Source organism: Streptomyces sp. NPDC005784, assembly GCF_042871525.1.
GTDB lineage: Bacteria > Actinomycetota > Actinomycetes > Streptomycetales > Streptomycetaceae > Streptomyces.
The window spans coordinates 120,231-136,372 of the sequence record NZ_JBIAIQ010000017.1 but is presented as its reverse complement, the minus strand read 5'-3'; the positions used below and the strand labels follow the sequence as shown (position 1 = coordinate 136,372).

The following is a 16,142-nucleotide window of genomic DNA, read 5'->3' as shown; positions in this document are numbered from 1 at the left end:
GCCCGGCCGCACCGGCCAACGCTCAGGACGTCCGGCATACGGGCCGTCCCGTACCACGCCTCGGTACGGGACGGCCCTTCTGTCTATCCTGACCAGCATGCTGAGAATCACCGACGCCCTGTTCGACCAGATCGTCGCGCACGCGCGCCAGGACCACCCCGACGAGGCCTGCGGCGTCGTCGCGGGACCCGCCGGCACCGACCGCCCCGAGCGGTTCATCCCGATGCTCAACGCGGCCCGCTCGCCCACGTTCTACGAGTTCGACTCCGGCGACCTGCTGAAGCTCTACCGCGAGATGGACGACCGCGACGAGGAGCCCGTCGTCATCTACCACTCGCACACCGCGACCGAGGCCTACCCCTCCCGCACCGACCTCGCGTACGCGAACGAACCCGGCGCGCACTACGTCCTGGTCTCCACCGCGGACACCGACGACGCCGGCCCCTTCCAGTTCCGCTCGTACCGGATCGTGGAAGGCGAGGTCACGGAGGAGGAGGTCAAGGTCGTAGAGAGCTACTGATCCCACCCACCGGTCAAAAAACGTCCGCGATGCGAGATCACACTCCGGAGCCCGTACCGGGAATCGATACGATGAGCCCATGGTTTTCCACGACGTGAGCGACAAGACGCCGGGCATGCTGCTCGTGGCGCGGCTGCACGTCGACCTGTGCAGGCTGCAGAGCGCCATCTGTACGCGCTGACCTGCCGCCGCCGTACGGCCGAGAGCCGCGGCACCGCAACCGGCGTACCCCCTGCCCTGCCCGCGCTGCCGCGCGTCTTCCGACCTGACTTTCCTTCCGACAGGAGCCCGCAACCATGGCCATCGAGGTCCGCATCCCCACCATCCTCCGCACCTACACCGACGGCGAGAAGGCCGTCGAGGGCGGCGGGGCGACCCTTGCCGAGCTGTTCACCGACCTCGACACCCGTCACGCGGGCATCCGGGCCCGGATCGTGGACGGCGGCGAACTGCGCCGCTTCGTCAACGTCTACCTCAACGACGAGGACGTCCGCTTCCTCGACGGCATCAACACCAAGCTGACCGACGGCGACAACGTCACGATCCTGCCGGCCGTCGCCGGTGGCATGGCCTGATCGGCCCTGGTCTCCGATGCGCTACGACTCCCCGCTCGCCGCGGTCGGCAACACCCCCCTGGTGCGCCTGCCGCGGCTCTCGCCGTCCGCGGACGTCCGTATCTGGGCGAAGCTGGAGGACCGCAACCCGACGGGTTCGGTCAAGGACCGGCCGGCCCTCCACATGATCGAGCAGGCGGAGAAGGACGGCCGCCTGACTCCGGGCTGCACGATCCTGGAGCCGACCAGCGGCAACACCGGCATCTCGCTGGCCATGGCGGCGAAGCTCAAGGGCTACCGCATGGTCTGCGTGATGCCGGAGAACACCTCGCAGGAACGCCGTGAGCTGCTCGGCATGTGGGGCGCCGAGATCATCCCCAGCCCGGCCGCCGGCGGCTCCAACACCGCCGTCCGCCTCGCCAAGGAACTCTCGGCGCAGCACCCGGACTGGGTGATGCTCTACCAGTACGGCAACCCGGACAACGCCGGCGCCCACTACGCCACGACGGGCCCGGAGATCCTCGCGGACCTCCCGTCCATCACCCACTTCGTGGCGGGCCTCGGCACCACCGGCACCCTCATGGGCGTCGGACGCTTCCTGCGCGAACACAAGCCGGACGTCAGGATCGTCGCCGCGGAACCGCGCTACGACGACCTGGTCTACGGGCTCAGGAACCTGGACGAGGGCTTCGTACCGGAGCTGTACGACGCCTCTGTCCTCACCACCCGCTTCTCCGTCGGCTCGGCGGACGCGGTCACCCGCACCCGGGAACTCCTCCAGCAGGAGGGCATCTTCGCGGGCGTCTCCACCGGAGCCGCGCTGCACGCCGCGATCGGCGTCGGCAACAAGGCCGTCAAGGCCGATGAGCCGGCCGACATCGTCTTCGTGGTCGCGGACGGCGGCTGGAAGTACCTGTCGACGGGCGTCTACACGGCGGCGACGACGGAAGAGGCGATCGAGAAACTGCAGGGACAGCTCTGGGCGTAGCCCGGGCGGCTGGACGGGCTGGACGGGCTGGACCGGAGGGCGCGGGACCGATCACGGTCCGGCGCCCTCCGGCTTTTCCGCGCCGACGAGGAGAGCCCCCGCAAGGGCGCCGCCCCCGCCGCTGCGGGGAAGGGGGAGCATGCCTCCGGCGTGAAGCGAAGCTGGGTGTCCCCGCCCTCGGCGGAGAAGCCCGCGCTCGGTGGGAAGGGGAAGCACGCCCGCGCGCGGAGCGGGCGCTCGGCTTCAGCGGGACAGGTAGCGGACCTGGTCCCACAGGAGCGGATCCACCACGCCGACCCGCCGCCGGAAGTCGCCGACCGGCACTTCGCGCAGCTCGTCCGTCTCCAGGAAGCTCGGCCGCCCGTGAGCGTCCCCCACGGCCCCCGGCGGCAGCGGGATCACCCCGGGCCGCTCGCCGTGGTACTTGCTGGTGATCTTCGCGACGGTCACCCGTTTCCCACGCACACCCAGCACCAGACACGGCCGGTCCTTGGCCCCCGGTCCGTCCTCGTAGGGGACGTTCGCCCACCAGATCTCCGCCGCCTTGGGCAGCGGCCCGCCGCGGAGCGTTCCGCCGCGGCGGGGACCCGTGGGCCGCCCCGGGGGACGCTTCCGCCCGGCCGGCCGGCGCCCGCGGCGCCCCCAGCCGTCCACCAGCGTCGCGACCAGCGCGAGCAATACCACCGCCGCCAACGCGAGCCACCAGGACGTGTCCATAGCAAAGAAGGTACCGGCGCGCATGTGCCCGCGCCCGCCCGGTACGGACCCCGGTTGCCCCAAGGTCCATCCGAACCGGTGACACCACAGGTGAGTTCGCCCACAACAGCCCCTGGCGGAGGAGCGACCGGCCCTTTTGCGCCTTACGCTCGATGGACCGCACGACCCCCGTTCCCGTATCTGCAACCGAGTACCTGCACCCCGCATCTATTCTCTCTGCACTTCCTGCCAGCGCGGAGGTTCCAGCTCTTATGAAGCTCACCGTCGTCGGCTGCTCAGGGTCGTTCCCGTCCGCGGAATCGGCCTGTTCGAGCTATCTCGTAGAGGCCGACGGCTTCCGGCTGCTTCTCGACATGGGCAACGGTGCCCTGGGCGAGCTGCAGCGCCACTGCGGTCTCTACGACCTCGACGCGATCTTCCTCAGTCATCTGCACGCCGACCACTGCATCGACATGTGCGCGTACTTCGTCGCGCGCTACTACCGCCACGACGGCGGCCGCTGCGACCCGATCCCCGTCTACGGACCCGAGGGAACGGAGCACCGGCTGACCACGGCCTACGGCGACACGCCGTCCGCGTCCTCGATGAGCGAGGTCTTCGACTTCCACACCGTCAAGCCGGGCACGTTCGAGGTCGGCCCGTTCACGGTGCACACGGAGCGGGTGAGTCACCCCGTCGAGGCGTACGGCATCCGGGTGGAGCACGGCGGAAGGTCACTGACGTACTCCGGGGACAGCGGGGTGACCGAGGCCCTGGACGAACTCGCCCGCGACACGGACCTGTTCCTGTGCGAGGCCGCGTTCACCCACGGCAAGGAGAACATCCCCGGCCTCCACCTCAACGGCCTCGAGGCCGGCGAGACCGCCGCCCACGCAGGCGCCCGCCGCCTCGTCCTCACCCACATCCCCCCGTGGACAAACGCCCACACCAACCTGACGGACGCCCGCTCGGCGTACACGGGTCCGGTGGAACTGGCGGCGCCGGGGGCTGTGTACGAGATCTGACGCCGTCCGCGTACACGAAGGCCCCCGGAACCAGGTGGTTCCGGGGGCCTTCGGTCGTATGGAGGGACGGCTCACGCCTTCGTGAGGTCCTCGATCTCCTCCTCGGGCTCACGGCCCGGGGTGGGGAGGTTGAACTTGGTGATCGCGAAGCGGAAGACGAAGTAGTAGACCGCCGCGAAGACCAGGCCGATCGGAATGATCAGCCATGGCTTGGTCGCCAGGTTCCAGTTGAGCGCGTAGTCGATGGCTCCCGCGGAGAAGGTGAAGCCCGCGTGGACCCCGAGCGCCCAGGTGATCGCCATGGACAGCGCGGTCAGGACCGCGTGGATCGCGTAGAGCACCGGCGCGATGAACATGAACGAGAACTCGATCGGCTCGGTCACACCGGTCACGAAGGAGGTCAGGGCGAGCGAGATCATCATGCCCAGCACGGCCTTGCGGCGCTCGGGCCGGGCGGAGTGCGCGATGGCGAGCGCAGCGGCCGGGAGGCCGAACATCATGATCGGGAAGAAGCCCGACATGAACTGACCGGCGGTCGGGTCACCGGCGAAGAACCGGTTGAGGTCACCGTGGACAACCTGACCGGCCGAGTTCTTGAAGTCGCCGATCTGGAACCAGGAGACGGTGTTCACGAACTGGTGCATGCCGACCGGGATCAGTGCGCGGTTGACGAGACCGAACAGGCCCGCTCCAACGGCGCCCAGACCCGTGATCCACTCGCCGACGTTCGAGATGCCCTCACCGATCGGTTCCCAGACCAGACCGAAGAAGACGCCCATCGCGGTGCCGACGAAGGCCATGACGATCGGCACCAGGCGGCGGCCGTTGAAGAAGCCGAGCCAGTCCACCAGTTGCTTGCGGTGGTATCGCTTCCACAGCACGGCGGCCAGGAGGCCCATCACGATGCCGCCGAGGACGCCGGGGTTGTTGTAGGTCGCGGCTATGTCCGCGCCCTTCTGGATCTTCGCCTCGGTGACCGGGAACGCCTTCAACACGTTGCTGTAGACCAGGAAGCCGACCAGCGCGGCGAGGGCCGTGGAGCCGTCCGCCTTCTTGGCGAAGCCGATCGCGACACCGATGCAGAACAGCATCGGGAGGTTGTCGAAGATCGCGCCACCGGCCGTGGCGAACACTGCCGTGACCTTGTCGGGCAGGTTTAGCTTGTCGTGCACGTCCTGCTGGCCGAGCCGGAGCAGAATGCCCGCCGCCGGCAGCACGGCGATCGGCAGCTGCAGGCTGCGGCCGACCTTCTGCAGGCCCTGGAACAGGCCGGATCCCCGCTTCTTTGCGGGTGCCGCCGATGCGGTGGCGGTGCTCATAGTTCCTCCATGTGCTGGCGCTGCCGGGGGCGGGAAGGGCGAAACTGTGCTTGGCAGCGACCACGTGGTCTACACCACTCAGTGGTGTAGACCTGTTTCTAGCACGGTGAAGGCTGGATAAGGAACCCACGAATTTTGTGGTCTCGGCCATAACGGGAACAAGTGGTTCCGGTTATGGCGAAGGGCCCCCGGACCAGCTGGTCCGGGGGCCCTTCGTTGAAGAGGTCTGCGAGGTCTGCGTGAGCCCGCGTCTTGGCGCGGAGGCCTATGCCTTGGTGGTGTCCTCGACGTCCTCCTCGGGCTCCCGCCCCGGAGTCTTCAGATCGAACTTCGTGATCGCGAACCGGAAGATCGCGTAGTACACGGCGCCGAAGCACAGCCCGATCGGCACGATCGCCCACGGCTTGGTCGCCAGGTTCCAGTTGATGATGTAGTCGATCAAGCCGGCCGAGAAGCTGAAGCCGTCATGCACCCCGAGCCCCCATGTCACCGCCATGGAAACGCCGGTGAGCACCGCGTGCACCACGTAGAGCAGCGGCGCGATGAACATGAACGAGTACTCGATCGGCTCGGTGATGCCCGTGACGAACGACGTCAGCGCCACCGACAGCATCAGACCGCCGATCTCCTTGCGGCGATGAGGCTTCGCGGTGTGCGTCATCGCCAGCGCCGCCGCAGGCAACGCGAACATCATGATCGGGAAGAAGCCCGTGAGGAACTGCCCCGCGTTCGGGTCGCCCGCCAGGAACATGTTGATGTCCCCGTGCACGACCTGACCGTCCGGCTTGGTGTAACTGCCGAACTGGAACCAGATGGGCACGTTCAGGAACTGATGCAGACCGATCACCAGCAGCGCCCGGTTGGCCAGCCCGAACACACCCGAACCCCACGCCCCCAGGCCCACCAGCCAGTCACTGAAGTTCTCCAGCCCGGTACCGATCGGCGGCCAGACCCACACGCACAGCGAGGCGAACGCGGCGGCCACGAATGCCATGATGATCGGCACCAGGCGCCGCCCGTTGAAGAAGCCGAGCCAGTCCACCAGCTTCGTCCGGTGGTAGCGCTGCCAGAAGTACGCCGACAGCAGCCCGATGACGATGCCGCCGAAGACCCCGGGGTTCTGGTAGCTGAACTCCACGACGGAGTTGTCCTCCAGCTGGCAGCCCAGCTTGATCTTGACGCTCCCGCCCGGACAGGTCTCCGGGAACGCGCGCAGCACGTTGTAGTAGACGAGGAAGCCCACGACCGCCGCGAGCGCCGTGGAGCCGTCCGACTTCTTCGCCATACCGATGGCCACGCCGACACAGAACAGCATCGGCAGTCCGAGCTGGCCGTCCAGCAGCGCGCCGCCCGCCGCCCCCATCACCTTGGAGAGGTTGTCCCAGCCGAGCCCCTCCGCACCGAACACGTCCGGCTGCCCCAGCCGGTTGAGGATGCCCGCCGCCGGCAGCACGGCGATCGGCAGCTGCAGGCTGCGGCCCATCTTCTGCAGCCCCTGGAAAGCCTTGTTCCAGCGGGCGCGCGCTGGCGAGACGGCGCTGACGGCACTCATGGGCGTCCTCCGGGCCGGGCCGGTTTGGCGACAGCCCGCCCACTGGTGTAGACCAGTCGCGACGCGTCGCTCTGTCGTGATCGCCATCCTTCGGCACCCACGACATGACCGCTCGCGAAGATGGGCCAACTGTGGGTTACTGCGACAAAGCGGTTCTGATCAGGGAGTAGGACATGGCCACCAAGGCTGAGAAGATCGTCGCCGGGCTCGGCGGCATCGACAACATCGAAGAGGTCGAAGGCTGCATCACCCGGCTCCGCACCGAGGTCGCGAACCCGGACCTGGTGAACGAGGCCGCCCTGAAGGCCGCCGGCGCGCACGGAGTCGTCAGGATGGGCACCGCCATCCAGGTCGTCATCGGCACCGACGCCGACCCCATCGCCGGAGAGATCGAAGACATGATGTGAGCGACGGAACCCACTGAAGCCGACCCGGCTCCCCGCGAGCCGCAGCACACCGCTTCAGAAGCTCCGGCTCACCCGTGAGGGGCTGTTTCCGCCACCGGCGGGCAGCCCCTCACCCCTGTGCGGATAGGCTCGACGCCATGTCTCGAATCGACGGCCGCACCCCCGAACAGCTGCGCCCCATCACCATCCAGCGTGGCTGGAGCAAGCATGCCGAGGGCTCCGTCCTCGTCTCCTTCGGCGACACCAAGGTCTTCTGCACGGCCTCCGTCACCGAAGGTGTCCCGCGCTGGCGCAAGGGCAGCGGCGAGGGCTGGGTCACCGCCGAGTACTCCATGCTGCCCCGCGCCACCAACACCCGCGGCGACCGCGAATCGGTCCGCGGCAAGATCGGCGGCCGCACCCACGAGATCAGCCGCCTCATCGGCCGCTCGCTGCGCGCCGTCATCGACTACAAGGCACTCGGCGAGAACACCATCGTCCTCGACTGCGACGTCCTCCAGGCCGACGGCGGCACCCGCACCGCGGCCATCACCGGCGCGTACGTCGCCCTGGCCGACGCCGTCACCTGGGCCCAGGGCAAGAAGCTGATCCGGGCCGGCCGCAAGCCGCTCACCGGCACGGTCTCGGCGGTCTCCGTCGGCATCGTCGGCGGCGTCCCCCTCCTCGACCTCTGCTACGAGGAGGACGTCAGGGCCGACACCGACATGAACGTCGTGTGCACCGGCGACGGCCGCTTCGTCGAGGTCCAGGGCACCGCGGAGGCCGAGCCCTTCGACCGCAAGGAGCTCAACGCCCTGCTGGACCTGGCCGTCGCGGGCTGCGACGAACTCGCCGCCATCCAGCGCGCGGTACTCGAAGCGACCGGTGAGGCAACCGCGGGTTAACCCTTCGCGTTCTTATGGGTACGGGCGTACGGTCCAGCCGTGCGCCCGCCGGCCCCTTCGGGCGGATCGGGCCGACCGCGCAGCGGGCCGGTGCGGTCCGCCGACGTGGCCGCACCCACATCATGCCCACGGGGAGGGACCGTTCCATGGCCGCGCGCCACCGCAATCGCCGCCGTACCGCCGCACTGGCCGTCGTCGCCGCACTCGTCGCCTTGCCGGCGGCCGTCGGCTGCGACGCGGTCAACAAGGCGCTCGACTGCGTGCAGACCGCCGACTCGATCGCCGACAGTGTCACAGCGCTCCAACAGGCCGTCGAGAACGCGGCGAACGACCCGACGCAGACCGACGCGTCCCTCAACTCCATAGAGAACAACCTCGCCAAGATAGGCGACAAGACCGACAACACCGACGTCAACAAGGCGGTCGACGACCTCAACAAGGCCGTCGACAACGTCCGTACGGCCGTCAAGAACGGCGACAGCACCCCCGACATCAGCCCCGTCACGGCCGCGGCGGGCGAACTGACGAAGGTGTGCACGCCGTAGCGGCTGCGGGGTGGACCGGGCGGGGCCCGGCTCGGGACCGGACGAGGGGGCCGACCAGGGACCGGACGGGGGCTGGACTCGGGACCTGGCAGGGAGCCCGACTCGGGACCGGACCGGACCGGACTGAGGGCCTTGGCCAGAGGCCCGACGTGGGACGGGACAGGGGCCGGACGGAAGGACCTTGGCCAGGGCCGGACTCGGGACCGGACAAGGGCCGGACCCGGGCCCGGACTCGGAGATACTGGCGACCATGACCCGCCTGATCCTCGCCACCCGCAACGCCGGAAAGCTCACCGAGTTGACGGCGATCCTCGCCGACGCAGGGCTCACCCATGACCTCGTCGGCGCGGACGCCTACCCCGACATCCCCGACGTCAAGGAAACCGGCGTCACCTTCGCCGAGAACGCCCTGCTGAAAGCCCACGCGCTGGCGCAGGCCACCGGCCTGCCCGCCGTCGCCGACGACTCGGGCCTGTGCGTCGACGTCCTGAACGGCGCCCCGGGCATCTTCTCCGCCCGCTGGGCCGGCCGCCACGGCGACGACCGGGCCAACCTGGATCTGCTCCTCGCCCAGCTCTCCGACATCGACGCCCCGCACCGGGGCGCCCACTTCGCCTGCGCGGCGGCGCTCGCCCTGCCGGACGGCACGGAACGTGTCGTGGAGGGCCAACTGCGCGGCACCCTCCGCCACACCCCGGCCGGCACGAACGGCTTCGGCTACGACCCGATCCTCCAGCCCGACGGCGACACCCGAACCTGCGCGGAACTGACCCCCGCGGAGAAGAACGCGATCAGCCACCGGGGGAAGGCGTTCCGGGCACTGGTGCCGGTGGTGCGGGAGTTGTTGGGCTGAGCGCACACAAAAACGGCCTGCGCATCTTTCGATTCGCAGGCCGTTCAGGTGCGGCGGAAGGGATTCGAACCCTCAAGCCGTTTCACGGGCCACAGATCCTAAGTCTGCTGCGTCACCACTGCGCCACCGCCGCTAGCCGCCTGCCATCGTACCGGGAGTCGGGAGTGGCGGTCTGCCTCCCCTGCACCAGGTGCTCGTGATCGCATGACAGTTGGGGCACAGCAAACGGAGGTTCTCCTGGCGGTCGTCGCTCCAGTCTCCGTTGATGTGGTCGACTTCCAGCGTCATTGGTTTTCCGAGCCATGCAGATCCAGTGCCGCACTCGGCACATTGCTCGGGTGTGCCGATTTGGCAGAGCGCTCGGCGCAACTGCAACGTCCTGGTCCGGCGTTTCCCACTGTGCTGGATCAGAATCTCCTCCGGCCGTTTGGCAGGCGACGTGCCCGGCTTTCCCCGCTGGTGTGCCTGTCCCAGGAAGTGAGTGGTCGGGAGGCGTTCTTCGGTGATCCACTGGCGAAACAGTGCGCGTTGGCTGCCGTTATCCGGGCGGCCGAGGTGACGAAGCGCTTGTGCGATGGAGAATGACTCTGCCACCGCCACGCGCAGTTCGTCAGGCGTAGGCCGAGTCTGTTTGGTGTGGCTGCCACAGTGCTGGAAGTGCGAGATGTCGATTCCGAAGTGAGCGAAGCGTCTCGTCAGGTAGCGCCGGAGGTAGCCGTATGGCTGGGTGCCGAAAAGGGCGATGACCTCGTCGATATCGGAGCACTGTTCGGCGGCTTGCGTCAACCGCTCACGGGTGTACCGCACACCGCTGCTCATGAGGCGCCACCACTGATACGCCCCTTGGCGCGACCTCGGTAACTGTCCGTCGTGGAGTGGCAGTTGGGACAGAGGAGCCGGAGGTTCTCGATGCGGTTGTCACGCCAGTTTCCATTGATGTGGTCGACCTCCAGAGGAAGTGGATGACCTCGCCAGGTCGGATCCGTGCCACAGTGCGCGCAACGTTCGGGCACGCCCAGGGTCGTCATCGCCCGTTTGAGTTGGCCGCTCGGGATGCGCCGGGTGTGATCAGTCGACTGCTCGACAAGCAAGGTCTCGGGCGTGTGAGATCGTCTGGTCTGCCCACGTTGGGTTGGGACTTGGAAGTGTGAGGTGTCGATGCCGTACGCCTTGATCCGGCGGTGGATGTTGGTGTGGTGACCGCCCACCGGGTCGAGTCCGAGTCGGCGCAGCACGTCGTACACGCTTGTTGATGCGGAGACGACCGGTTCGAGGATCTCCTTGGTCCACCGCGCTCCCTCACGTTCGAAGTGAGTGGTGTCCACGCCGAGCTTCTTCATCCGCTCAAGGACGTACCGCCGCGTCGAACTCTTAGGATCCACACCGACTTTCGTCAACGCCTCCGACAGCGTTTTCGACGCCCGAGCCGCCTCCGCCAGGCGTTCCTTGGTATACGGACTGATCGGCATGGTCTCCTCCGTTCCGGTCACTCGTTCGCGACCTCGTACGGAGTAACGAACCGTTTATCGGACGGTCACGCTCAGTGGTAGATTTTCGATCGTCGGTGAAGCCTTCCGGGCTGGGACTTCTGTCCGCTCGGGAGGCTTTTTTCATGTCTGTGACCCAGTTCAAGAGAGAAATCCTGCCCGGCGACGTCACCGTTCGTCGGGCGACCGATGACGATCGGCCGGCCGTGGAGCGGCTCTGGCTGCTGTTCCGGCACGACCTGTCCGAGTTCGGTGGTCAACTGCCCCGACCGGACGGGACGTTCCGCGACGAGCGGCTCCACGCCGCCTTCACCGACCCCGACGACTGGTCCCCGTATCTCTTCACGGTCGGTCGGCATCCGGTCGGGTTCGCGTTCGTGCGGGCGCTGACCGGTCCCGCACGGGTACTGAACAGTTTCTTCGTAGTGCGTGGGGTCCGGCGGACAGGCGTCGGGCTGTACGCGGTCCGGGACGTCGTCGCCCGGCATCCGGGACCGTGGGAGGTCGCCTTTCAGGACGGCAACCTGGGTGCCGTGCGCTTCTGGCGTCGGGTCGCCTCCGAGATCGCAGGGGACGCGTGGACCGAGGAGCGCAGGGGCGTCCCCGGGCGGCCGGACCTGGCTCCTGACGTGTGGATCTCGTTCTGACGCGGGTGCTGCGGCTGCGGCGGGTGGGTCAGTGGCCCGACGTAGCCTTCAGGCCCACCACCGAGACCAGGAGCAGGCAGACGAAGAAGATGCGGGCGGCGGTCGCCGGTTCGCCGAGGATGGTCATGCCGAGGATCGTCGCGCCCGCCGCGCCGATGCCGACCCAGACGCCGTAGGCGGTGCCGATCGGGAGCGACTTGGCGGCGTACGACAGCAGGACCATGCTCGTGACGATGCCGGCGGCGGTGAGGACGCTGGGGACCAGGCGTGTGAAGCCGTCGGTGTACTTCATTCCGATCGACCAGCCCACTTCGAGCAGACCGGCGAGGATGAGCAGAACCCAGGCCATGGGAGGCACCTCCGGGAGACGACGCTTGACGGGGGTGCGTCGTCTTTGCGGAGCCCCGGTACGGCGCGTCTCGTCGGGGTTCTTCCACCGTAGCAAAAGAATGGCAAAGGGGTCGGTGACCATGGTCACCGGCCCCTTTGGGTGGCGTATGCCCTACAAATAAAGGCCGGTGGAGTCCTCGGACCCCTCGAAGCGGTCCGCGGCCACGGCGTGCAGATCGCGTTCACGCATCAGCACGTAGGCGATCCCGCGCACCTCGACCTCGGCACGGTCCTCGGGGTCGTACAGGACCCGGTCGCCCGGCTCCACCGTACGGACGTTCTGCCCGACCGCGACGACGTCGGCCCATGCGAGGCGACGGCCGACGGCCGCCGTCGCGGGGATCAGGATGCCGCCGCCGGAGCGCCGCTCGCCCTCGGCGGCGTCCTGCCGCACCAGCACGCGGTCGTGCAGCATCCGGATGGGCAGCTTGTCGTCATGGGTGCTGTGCGTTGCACGATTGGCGCTCACGTCCCGAACCTACCTGTCCCGGCCTGTTTCGTACGCGGGCGGGTCAGCGCTTGCGGCGGCGCGTGCCCACCACGAGCAGTCCGACGAGTCCCACCGCGACGAGAGCCGCCGGCACGATGCGCTCCAGCCGGGGCGCGCCCTCCTCGGTGACGAACTGCCCCTTCACATCGCCGACGACGCGGTTGACGCCGATGTAGGCGCGTCCGAGTGTGTGATCGATGTTGGAGGCGACCCTCGCCTTGGCGTCTCCGACGATGGTCTTCGGGTGCACCCGTACGCCGATCTCGTCGAGCGTGTCGGCGAGTGTTGTGCGGCGGTGCTTGATGTCCGCCTCGATCTGCGCCGGAGTCCTGGTATCCGGCGTTCTCGACGTATCCGACACCGCGCTGCCTCCGTGGTCGTGTAGTGACTCCCTGATTCGGACAGTCTGTCAGTTCGGACCGGACCGCACCCCTCGGGACCCCCCATTACGCTCGTTCCATATCCATTCCATCCACCCCGGCCACGTGAGGTTCAGATGAGCGAGCGACTGCAGCCCGGCGACACCGCCCCCGCCTTCACCCTGCCCGACGCCGACGGCAACGAGGTCTCCCTCGCCGACCACAAGGGCCGCAAGGTCATCGTCTACTTCTACCCGGCCGCCCTCACCCCCGGCTGCACGAAGCAGGCCTGCGACTTCACGGACAACCTCGACCTGCTGGCGGGCGCCGGTTACGACGTCATCGGCGTCTCCCCGGACAAGCCCGAGAAGCTCGCCAAGTTCCGTGAGAAGGAGTCGCTCAAGGTCACCCTGGTCGGGGACCCCGACAAGACGGTCCTGGAGGCGTACGGGGCCTTCGGTGAGAAGAAGCTGTACGGCAAGACGGTCGTCGGTGTCATCCGTTCCACGGTGGTCGTGGACGAGGAGGGCAAGGTCGAGCGGGCGCTGTACAACGTGAAGGCGACCGGGCACGTGGCGAAGATCATCAAGGATCTGGGGATCTGACCGCCGGAACCACCTCCGGTACGGGGATCGGATCGGCCTCCGGCCCGGCTGTCGGTCCGGCTGTCGGTCTGACTTCCGGTCTGACCTCCGGTCTGACCTCCGCCCCTGCGGGCCTGAGCCCGCTCAGTGTTTCTGCTGCTGTTTCCTGGGTGTGAGCCCGCTCAGTGGTCCCTGGCCCGCTGTCGTGCCCGTGATGCCGCCGTCCAGGGTGCCCCCGTCGGTCGTGGTGCCGCCGGTCGTGGTGGATCCGGTGGTACCGCCGTCCGTGGTGGTGCCACCGGTGGTGCCGGTCGTGGTTCCGCCGGAGGCGTGCGCGCCGCCGTTGGTCTGCCCCTGGCTCTGACCCTGGGTCCGGCCGTTGGTCTGGCCCTGGGTGTGGCCCTGGCCCTGTGTCTGGCCGTTCGTCGACGCCGGTGTGCTGCCGTTGGCGCCGCCCTGGGTCCCGTTCTCGTCCTGGCCGCCGTCCGTGGTGCCACCGGTGTCCTGGCCGTCGACGGCGGCCGGATCACTGGGGTCGAGGCCGGTGTCGTCCGGTTCGTCGGCGCCCGGCTGGAGCTGGAGGTCGAAGTCCGAGGCCTCGGTTCCGTCCAGGGCGTCCTGGGTGAACTGGGCCCAGATCTGCGCGGGGTAGCCGCCGCCGTTGATGCGGGCCATTCCGAGGGCGCCGTACAGGGACTTGTGGGCGCCGGTCTCGGGGTCCTGGCCCATCACCGAGACGACGGTGGCCAGGTCGGGGGTGTAGCCCGCGAACCAGGCGGCCGTGTCCTCCTCGGCCGTGCCGGTCTTGCCCGCGGCGGGCCGGCCGGCGTTCTGCGCGGCCTGGCCGGTGCCGCCGTCGACGACGCTCTGGAGCATGGACGTCGTCGTGTCGGCGGCCTCGCGGCTCACCACCTGCCGGGCGCTCGGCCGGACGTCCTGGGCCGACAGCTTCACGTCCTCCGAGCCGTCCTTGGTGATCTTTCCGACGAGCGTGTACGTGCCGCGCCTGCCGTGGTTGGCGAGCGTGGCGTACGCCTCCGCCATGTCGAGGACGCTGGCGGTGGCCGGGCCGAGCGCGATGGAGGGGGAGGCGGTCAGGTCGGGGGTGTCGGCGGGGAGGCCGAGGGCCACGGCGGTCTTCTCCACCTTGGCCGGGCCGACGTCGACGGCCATCTGCGCGTACACCGAGTTGACCGACTTGTCGGTGGCGGTGCGGACGGAGATGTCACCGTACGAGACGCCGTCCTCGTTCTCCGGGGCGTAGGAGCCGCCGTTCCAGCCCTGCACGGGGCGCTGGTCGGTGCCGTCGTAGACGGTGTTCGGGGTGATGGGGCCGCCGTCCCGGGTCCCTGAGCCGTTCTGGACGGCCGAGGTGAAGACGAACGGCTTGAAGGTGGAGCCGACCTGGTAGTCGCGGCGGGTGGCGTTGTTGACGTACTGCTTGGTGTAGTCGATGCCGCCGTACATCGCGAGGACCTTGCCGCTGGAGGGGTCGATGGCGACGCCGCCGGCGCGGACGTAGGTGTCGACCTTGCGGTTCTTCTTGTCGAGCTGGTCCATCACCTGGTCGTCGACGGCCTTCACGAAGGCGTCCTGCTTGGACTTCTGGAGTGTGGTGGTGATGCGGTAGCCGCCGCTGGTGAGGGTGTCCTCGTCGAGGATCTTGTTCGAGGCCAGATAGTCGTTGACGGCCTGCACGAGGTAGCCGCGCTGGCCCGAGAGACCCGCCGGGCCCTTGGCCTGTTTCGGCGCCGGGAAGGCGACGCGGTCGCGTGCGGCCCGGGTCAGCCACTTCTGCTTGACCATGCCGTCGAGGACGTAGTTCCAGCGGGCGAGGGCCGCGGCCCTGTTCTCGGGGTGCGCGATCACGTCGTACTCGCTGGGCGCGTTGAGCAGCGCGGCGAGGTAGGCGCCCTGACCGACGGTCAGGTCCCTGGCGTTCACGCCGTAGTAGGCCTGGGCCGCGGCCTGGATGCCGTAGGCGTTGCGGCCGTAGTAGCTGGTGTTGAGGTAGCCCTCCAGGATGTCGTCCTTGCTCTTCTCCCGGTCGAGCTTGATGGAGATGAAGAACTCCTTCACCTTCCGGGTGACCGTCTGTTCCTGGCCCAGGTAGTAGTTCTTCACGTACTGCTGGGTGATCGTCGAGCCGGACTGTCGGCCCTTGCCGGTGACCGTGTTCCAGCCGGCGCGGAGCATCGCCTTGGGGTCGATGGCGGACTCGCTGTAGAAGTCGCGGTCCTCGGCGGCGAGGGTGGCGTGCTGGGCGTCCTTGGAGATCTGCGTGAGCGAGACGTTCTCGCGGTTGACGTCACCGTCGCGGGCGAGCTGGCTGCCGTCGGCGTACAGGTAGACGTTGCTCTGCTTGATCGCGGCGGCGTTCGCGGACGGGATCCTGACGAGGAAGTAGCCGAGCGCGAAGAGGCCGGCCAGGAGCAGCACCGAGCCGAGGATCGTGCCGAGCAGCATGCGCCAGGTCGGGACGAGCCTGCGCAGGCCGGTCCGCTTCGGCCGCTGTTTACGCTTCGGCTTCCTGCCGGGCCTGCCCGGTGCCGTCCGCGGTCCTGTCCGCTGTTCCGCCGCGGTGGCCGGGGCCGGGCGGGGGCCCGCTCCCGGTTCCCTGGGTGCCCAGCCCTGGCTGCGCTGCTGCGGCTCGTCGCTCATCTGTTCGCGGACTCCTGTTTCGCATCGTACGTTCCCATACGCCCTCGTACGCCTGGTACGCCCCCTCTTGAAGACTCTCGCACCATGCGTTCCGTTCCCTCGTCCGGCACGCGTCGCGCCGGAAAATGCCTGGCGGGCCACGCCGGGCCGGGGCTAGGCTCCTGCGCTTTGGCTCAACGCT

The 16,142-nt window shown here is 68.5% G+C and carries 20 protein-coding genes, 1 tRNA gene and 1 riboswitch; of the genes, 11 read left to right on the top strand and 10 right to left on the bottom strand.

The window, feature by feature from the left end; genetic code table 11:
- Positions 1-97 precede the first annotated feature (97 nt).
- From ACFYR3_RS25640 to ACFYR3_RS25625, 4 genes are all read left to right on the top strand, one after another.
- Positions 98-520 carry a M67 family metallopeptidase gene (locus tag ACFYR3_RS25640; RefSeq protein WP_355848865.1) on the top strand — a complete coding sequence of 141 codons (423 nt, stop codon included), beginning with the start codon at positions 98-100 and terminating at the stop codon, positions 518-520.
- A gap of 79 nt (positions 521-599) precedes the next feature.
- On the top strand, positions 600-701 hold the full coding sequence (locus ACFYR3_RS25635) for a putative leader peptide (protein ID WP_311736770.1): 102 nt from the start codon (positions 600-602) through the stop codon (positions 699-701).
- 115 nt (positions 702-816) lie between these two features.
- Complete coding sequence (locus ACFYR3_RS25630; protein WP_355848868.1) at positions 817-1,095, top strand: MoaD/ThiS family protein; 279 nt, start codon at positions 817-819, stop codon at positions 1,093-1,095.
- A gap of 16 nt (positions 1,096-1,111) precedes the next feature.
- Positions 1,112-2,062: a cysteine synthase gene (locus ACFYR3_RS25625; RefSeq protein ID WP_355848871.1), complete on the top strand. Its 951-nt coding sequence runs from the start codon at positions 1,112-1,114 to the stop codon at positions 2,060-2,062.
- 243 nt (positions 2,063-2,305) lie between these two features.
- Here the strand turns inward: ACFYR3_RS25625 and ACFYR3_RS25620 are convergent, their stop codons facing one another.
- The gene (locus ACFYR3_RS25620) at positions 2,306-2,779 is read right to left on the bottom strand and encodes a type II toxin-antitoxin system PemK/MazF family toxin (RefSeq protein WP_389284806.1); all 474 of its coding nucleotides are present in this window, start codon (positions 2,777-2,779) and stop codon (positions 2,306-2,308) included.
- Between the two features lie 251 nt (positions 2,780-3,030).
- Between ACFYR3_RS25620 and ACFYR3_RS25615 the strand changes: the two genes are divergently transcribed.
- Positions 3,031-3,783 (top strand): MBL fold metallo-hydrolase, encoded by a 753-nt coding sequence (locus ACFYR3_RS25615; RefSeq protein ID WP_355848877.1) that lies wholly within the window; start codon positions 3,031-3,033, stop codon positions 3,781-3,783.
- Between the two features lie 71 nt (positions 3,784-3,854).
- Here ACFYR3_RS25615 and ACFYR3_RS25610 read toward each other — a convergent pair whose 3' ends face one another.
- Together ACFYR3_RS25610 and ACFYR3_RS25605 are read right to left on the bottom strand one after the other, a co-directional pair.
- Positions 3,855-5,102, bottom strand: coding sequence for a PTS transporter subunit EIIC (locus tag ACFYR3_RS25610; RefSeq protein WP_355848880.1), 1,248 nt, complete (start codon positions 5,100-5,102; stop codon positions 3,855-3,857).
- A 265-nt stretch (positions 5,103-5,367) separates the two neighbouring features.
- A complete protein-coding gene (locus ACFYR3_RS25605) occupies positions 5,368-6,654 on the bottom strand; it encodes a PTS transporter subunit EIIC (protein ID WP_355848883.1) in 1,287 nt (428 codons plus the stop codon).
- 173 nt (positions 6,655-6,827) lie between these two features.
- Here ACFYR3_RS25605 and ACFYR3_RS25600 point away from each other — a divergent pair, with 173 nt between their 5' ends.
- The 4 genes from ACFYR3_RS25600 to rdgB all read left to right on the top strand — a co-directional run bounded on the left by ACFYR3_RS25600 (position 6,828) and on the right by rdgB (position 9,343).
- Positions 6,828-7,061, top strand: coding sequence for a PTS glucose/sucrose transporter subunit IIB (locus tag ACFYR3_RS25600; RefSeq protein ID WP_351122607.1), 234 nt, complete (start codon positions 6,828-6,830; stop codon positions 7,059-7,061).
- Positions 7,062-7,198: 137 nt separating this feature from the next.
- Complete coding sequence (rph, locus tag ACFYR3_RS25595) at positions 7,199-7,945, top strand: ribonuclease PH (protein WP_355848886.1); 747 nt, start codon at positions 7,199-7,201, stop codon at positions 7,943-7,945.
- A gap of 146 nt (positions 7,946-8,091) precedes the next feature.
- Positions 8,092-8,490: a hypothetical protein gene (locus ACFYR3_RS25590; RefSeq protein WP_355848889.1), complete on the top strand. Its 399-nt coding sequence runs from the start codon at positions 8,092-8,094 to the stop codon at positions 8,488-8,490.
- Positions 8,491-8,740: 250 nt separating this feature from the next.
- Positions 8,741-9,343: an RdgB/HAM1 family non-canonical purine NTP pyrophosphatase gene (rdgB, locus tag ACFYR3_RS25585; RefSeq protein ID WP_355848892.1), complete on the top strand. Its 603-nt coding sequence runs from the start codon at positions 8,741-8,743 to the stop codon at positions 9,341-9,343.
- A gap of 49 nt (positions 9,344-9,392) precedes the next feature.
- Here rdgB and ACFYR3_RS25580 read toward each other — a convergent pair.
- The 3 genes from ACFYR3_RS25580 to ACFYR3_RS25570 form a co-directional block, all read right to left on the bottom strand.
- Positions 9,393-9,476, bottom strand: a tRNA-Leu gene (locus tag ACFYR3_RS25580).
- A complete protein-coding gene (locus ACFYR3_RS25575) occupies positions 9,476-10,162 on the bottom strand; it encodes an HNH endonuclease (protein WP_389284805.1) in 687 nt (228 codons plus the stop codon). Before ACFYR3_RS25575 ends, ACFYR3_RS25580 begins: the two co-directional genes overlap by 1 nt.
- The gene (locus ACFYR3_RS25570) at positions 10,159-10,812 is read right to left on the bottom strand and encodes an HNH endonuclease (RefSeq protein ID WP_389284804.1); all 654 of its coding nucleotides are present in this window, start codon (positions 10,810-10,812) and stop codon (positions 10,159-10,161) included. Before ACFYR3_RS25570 ends, ACFYR3_RS25575 begins: the two co-directional genes overlap by 4 nt.
- A 143-nt stretch (positions 10,813-10,955) precedes the next feature.
- Between ACFYR3_RS25570 and ACFYR3_RS25565 the strand changes: the two genes are divergently transcribed.
- Positions 10,956-11,477, top strand: a complete 522-nt coding sequence (locus ACFYR3_RS25565; RefSeq protein WP_389284803.1) for a GNAT family N-acetyltransferase — start codon at positions 10,956-10,958, stop codon at positions 11,475-11,477.
- A 28-nt stretch (positions 11,478-11,505) separates the two neighbouring features.
- Here ACFYR3_RS25565 and ACFYR3_RS25560 read toward each other — a convergent pair whose 3' ends face one another.
- The 3 genes from ACFYR3_RS25560 to ACFYR3_RS25550 form a co-directional block, all read right to left on the bottom strand.
- Positions 11,506-11,826, bottom strand: a complete 321-nt coding sequence (locus ACFYR3_RS25560) for a multidrug efflux SMR transporter (RefSeq protein ID WP_356781021.1) — start codon at positions 11,824-11,826, stop codon at positions 11,506-11,508.
- Between the two features lie 33 nt (positions 11,827-11,859).
- A riboswitch (guanidine-III (ykkC-III) riboswitch) is annotated at positions 11,860-11,931 on the bottom strand.
- A gap of 48 nt (positions 11,932-11,979) precedes the next feature.
- The gene (locus ACFYR3_RS25555; protein ID WP_103554526.1) at positions 11,980-12,282 is read right to left on the bottom strand and encodes a co-chaperone GroES; all 303 of its coding nucleotides are present in this window, start codon (positions 12,280-12,282) and stop codon (positions 11,980-11,982) included.
- A gap of 97 nt (positions 12,283-12,379) precedes the next feature.
- Positions 12,380-12,718: a DUF3618 domain-containing protein gene (locus ACFYR3_RS25550; RefSeq protein WP_355848902.1), complete on the bottom strand. Its 339-nt coding sequence runs from the start codon at positions 12,716-12,718 to the stop codon at positions 12,380-12,382.
- 135 nt (positions 12,719-12,853) lie between these two features.
- Between ACFYR3_RS25550 and bcp the strand changes: the two genes are divergently transcribed.
- Complete coding sequence (gene bcp, locus ACFYR3_RS25545; protein WP_037619171.1) at positions 12,854-13,321, top strand: thioredoxin-dependent thiol peroxidase; 468 nt, start codon at positions 12,854-12,856, stop codon at positions 13,319-13,321.
- A 123-nt stretch (positions 13,322-13,444) separates the two neighbouring features.
- On the opposite strand, the gene ACFYR3_RS25540 is transcribed toward bcp, so the two are convergent.
- Positions 13,445-15,961 carry a transglycosylase domain-containing protein gene (locus ACFYR3_RS25540; protein WP_389284802.1) on the bottom strand — a complete coding sequence of 839 codons (2,517 nt, stop codon included), beginning with the start codon at positions 15,959-15,961 and terminating at the stop codon, positions 13,445-13,447.
- Positions 15,962-16,142 lie beyond the last annotated feature (181 nt).

What these genes read in the sequence shown, in the direction of transcription:
- ACFYR3_RS25640 (WP_355848865.1), top strand. Translation starts at nt 98, where the DNA reads ATGCTGAGAATCACCGACGCCCTGTTCGACCAGATCGTCGCGCACGCG.
- ACFYR3_RS25635 (WP_311736770.1), top strand. Translation starts at nt 600, where the DNA reads ATGGTTTTCCACGACGTGAGCGACAAGACGCCGGGCATGCTGCTCGTG.
- ACFYR3_RS25630 (WP_355848868.1), top strand. Translation starts at nt 817, where the DNA reads ATGGCCATCGAGGTCCGCATCCCCACCATCCTCCGCACCTACACCGAC.
- ACFYR3_RS25625 (WP_355848871.1), top strand. Translation starts at nt 1,112, where the DNA reads ATGCGCTACGACTCCCCGCTCGCCGCGGTCGGCAACACCCCCCTGGTG.
- ACFYR3_RS25620 (WP_389284806.1), bottom strand. Translation starts at nt 2,779, where the DNA reads ATGGACACGTCCTGGTGGCTCGCGTTGGCGGCGGTGGTATTGCTCGCG.
- ACFYR3_RS25615 (WP_355848877.1), top strand. Translation starts at nt 3,031, where the DNA reads ATGAAGCTCACCGTCGTCGGCTGCTCAGGGTCGTTCCCGTCCGCGGAA.
- ACFYR3_RS25610 (WP_355848880.1), bottom strand. Translation starts at nt 5,102, where the DNA reads ATGAGCACCGCCACCGCATCGGCGGCACCCGCAAAGAAGCGGGGATCC.
- ACFYR3_RS25605 (WP_355848883.1), bottom strand. Translation starts at nt 6,654, where the DNA reads ATGAGTGCCGTCAGCGCCGTCTCGCCAGCGCGCGCCCGCTGGAACAAG.
- ACFYR3_RS25600 (WP_351122607.1), top strand. Translation starts at nt 6,828, where the DNA reads ATGGCCACCAAGGCTGAGAAGATCGTCGCCGGGCTCGGCGGCATCGAC.
- rph (WP_355848886.1), top strand. Translation starts at nt 7,199, where the DNA reads ATGTCTCGAATCGACGGCCGCACCCCCGAACAGCTGCGCCCCATCACC.
- ACFYR3_RS25590 (WP_355848889.1), top strand. Translation starts at nt 8,092, where the DNA reads ATGGCCGCGCGCCACCGCAATCGCCGCCGTACCGCCGCACTGGCCGTC.
- rdgB (WP_355848892.1), top strand. Translation starts at nt 8,741, where the DNA reads ATGACCCGCCTGATCCTCGCCACCCGCAACGCCGGAAAGCTCACCGAG.
- ACFYR3_RS25575 (WP_389284805.1), bottom strand. Translation starts at nt 10,162, where the DNA reads ATGAGCAGCGGTGTGCGGTACACCCGTGAGCGGTTGACGCAAGCCGCC.
- ACFYR3_RS25570 (WP_389284804.1), bottom strand. Translation starts at nt 10,812, where the DNA reads ATGCCGATCAGTCCGTATACCAAGGAACGCCTGGCGGAGGCGGCTCGG.
- ACFYR3_RS25565 (WP_389284803.1), top strand. Translation starts at nt 10,956, where the DNA reads ATGTCTGTGACCCAGTTCAAGAGAGAAATCCTGCCCGGCGACGTCACC.
- ACFYR3_RS25560 (WP_356781021.1), bottom strand. Translation starts at nt 11,826, where the DNA reads ATGGCCTGGGTTCTGCTCATCCTCGCCGGTCTGCTCGAAGTGGGCTGG.
- ACFYR3_RS25555 (WP_103554526.1), bottom strand. Translation starts at nt 12,282, where the DNA reads ATGCTGCACGACCGCGTGCTGGTGCGGCAGGACGCCGCCGAGGGCGAG.
- bcp (WP_037619171.1), top strand. Translation starts at nt 12,854, where the DNA reads ATGAGCGAGCGACTGCAGCCCGGCGACACCGCCCCCGCCTTCACCCTG.
- ACFYR3_RS25540 (WP_389284802.1), bottom strand. Translation starts at nt 15,961, where the DNA reads ATGAGCGACGAGCCGCAGCAGCGCAGCCAGGGCTGGGCACCCAGGGAA.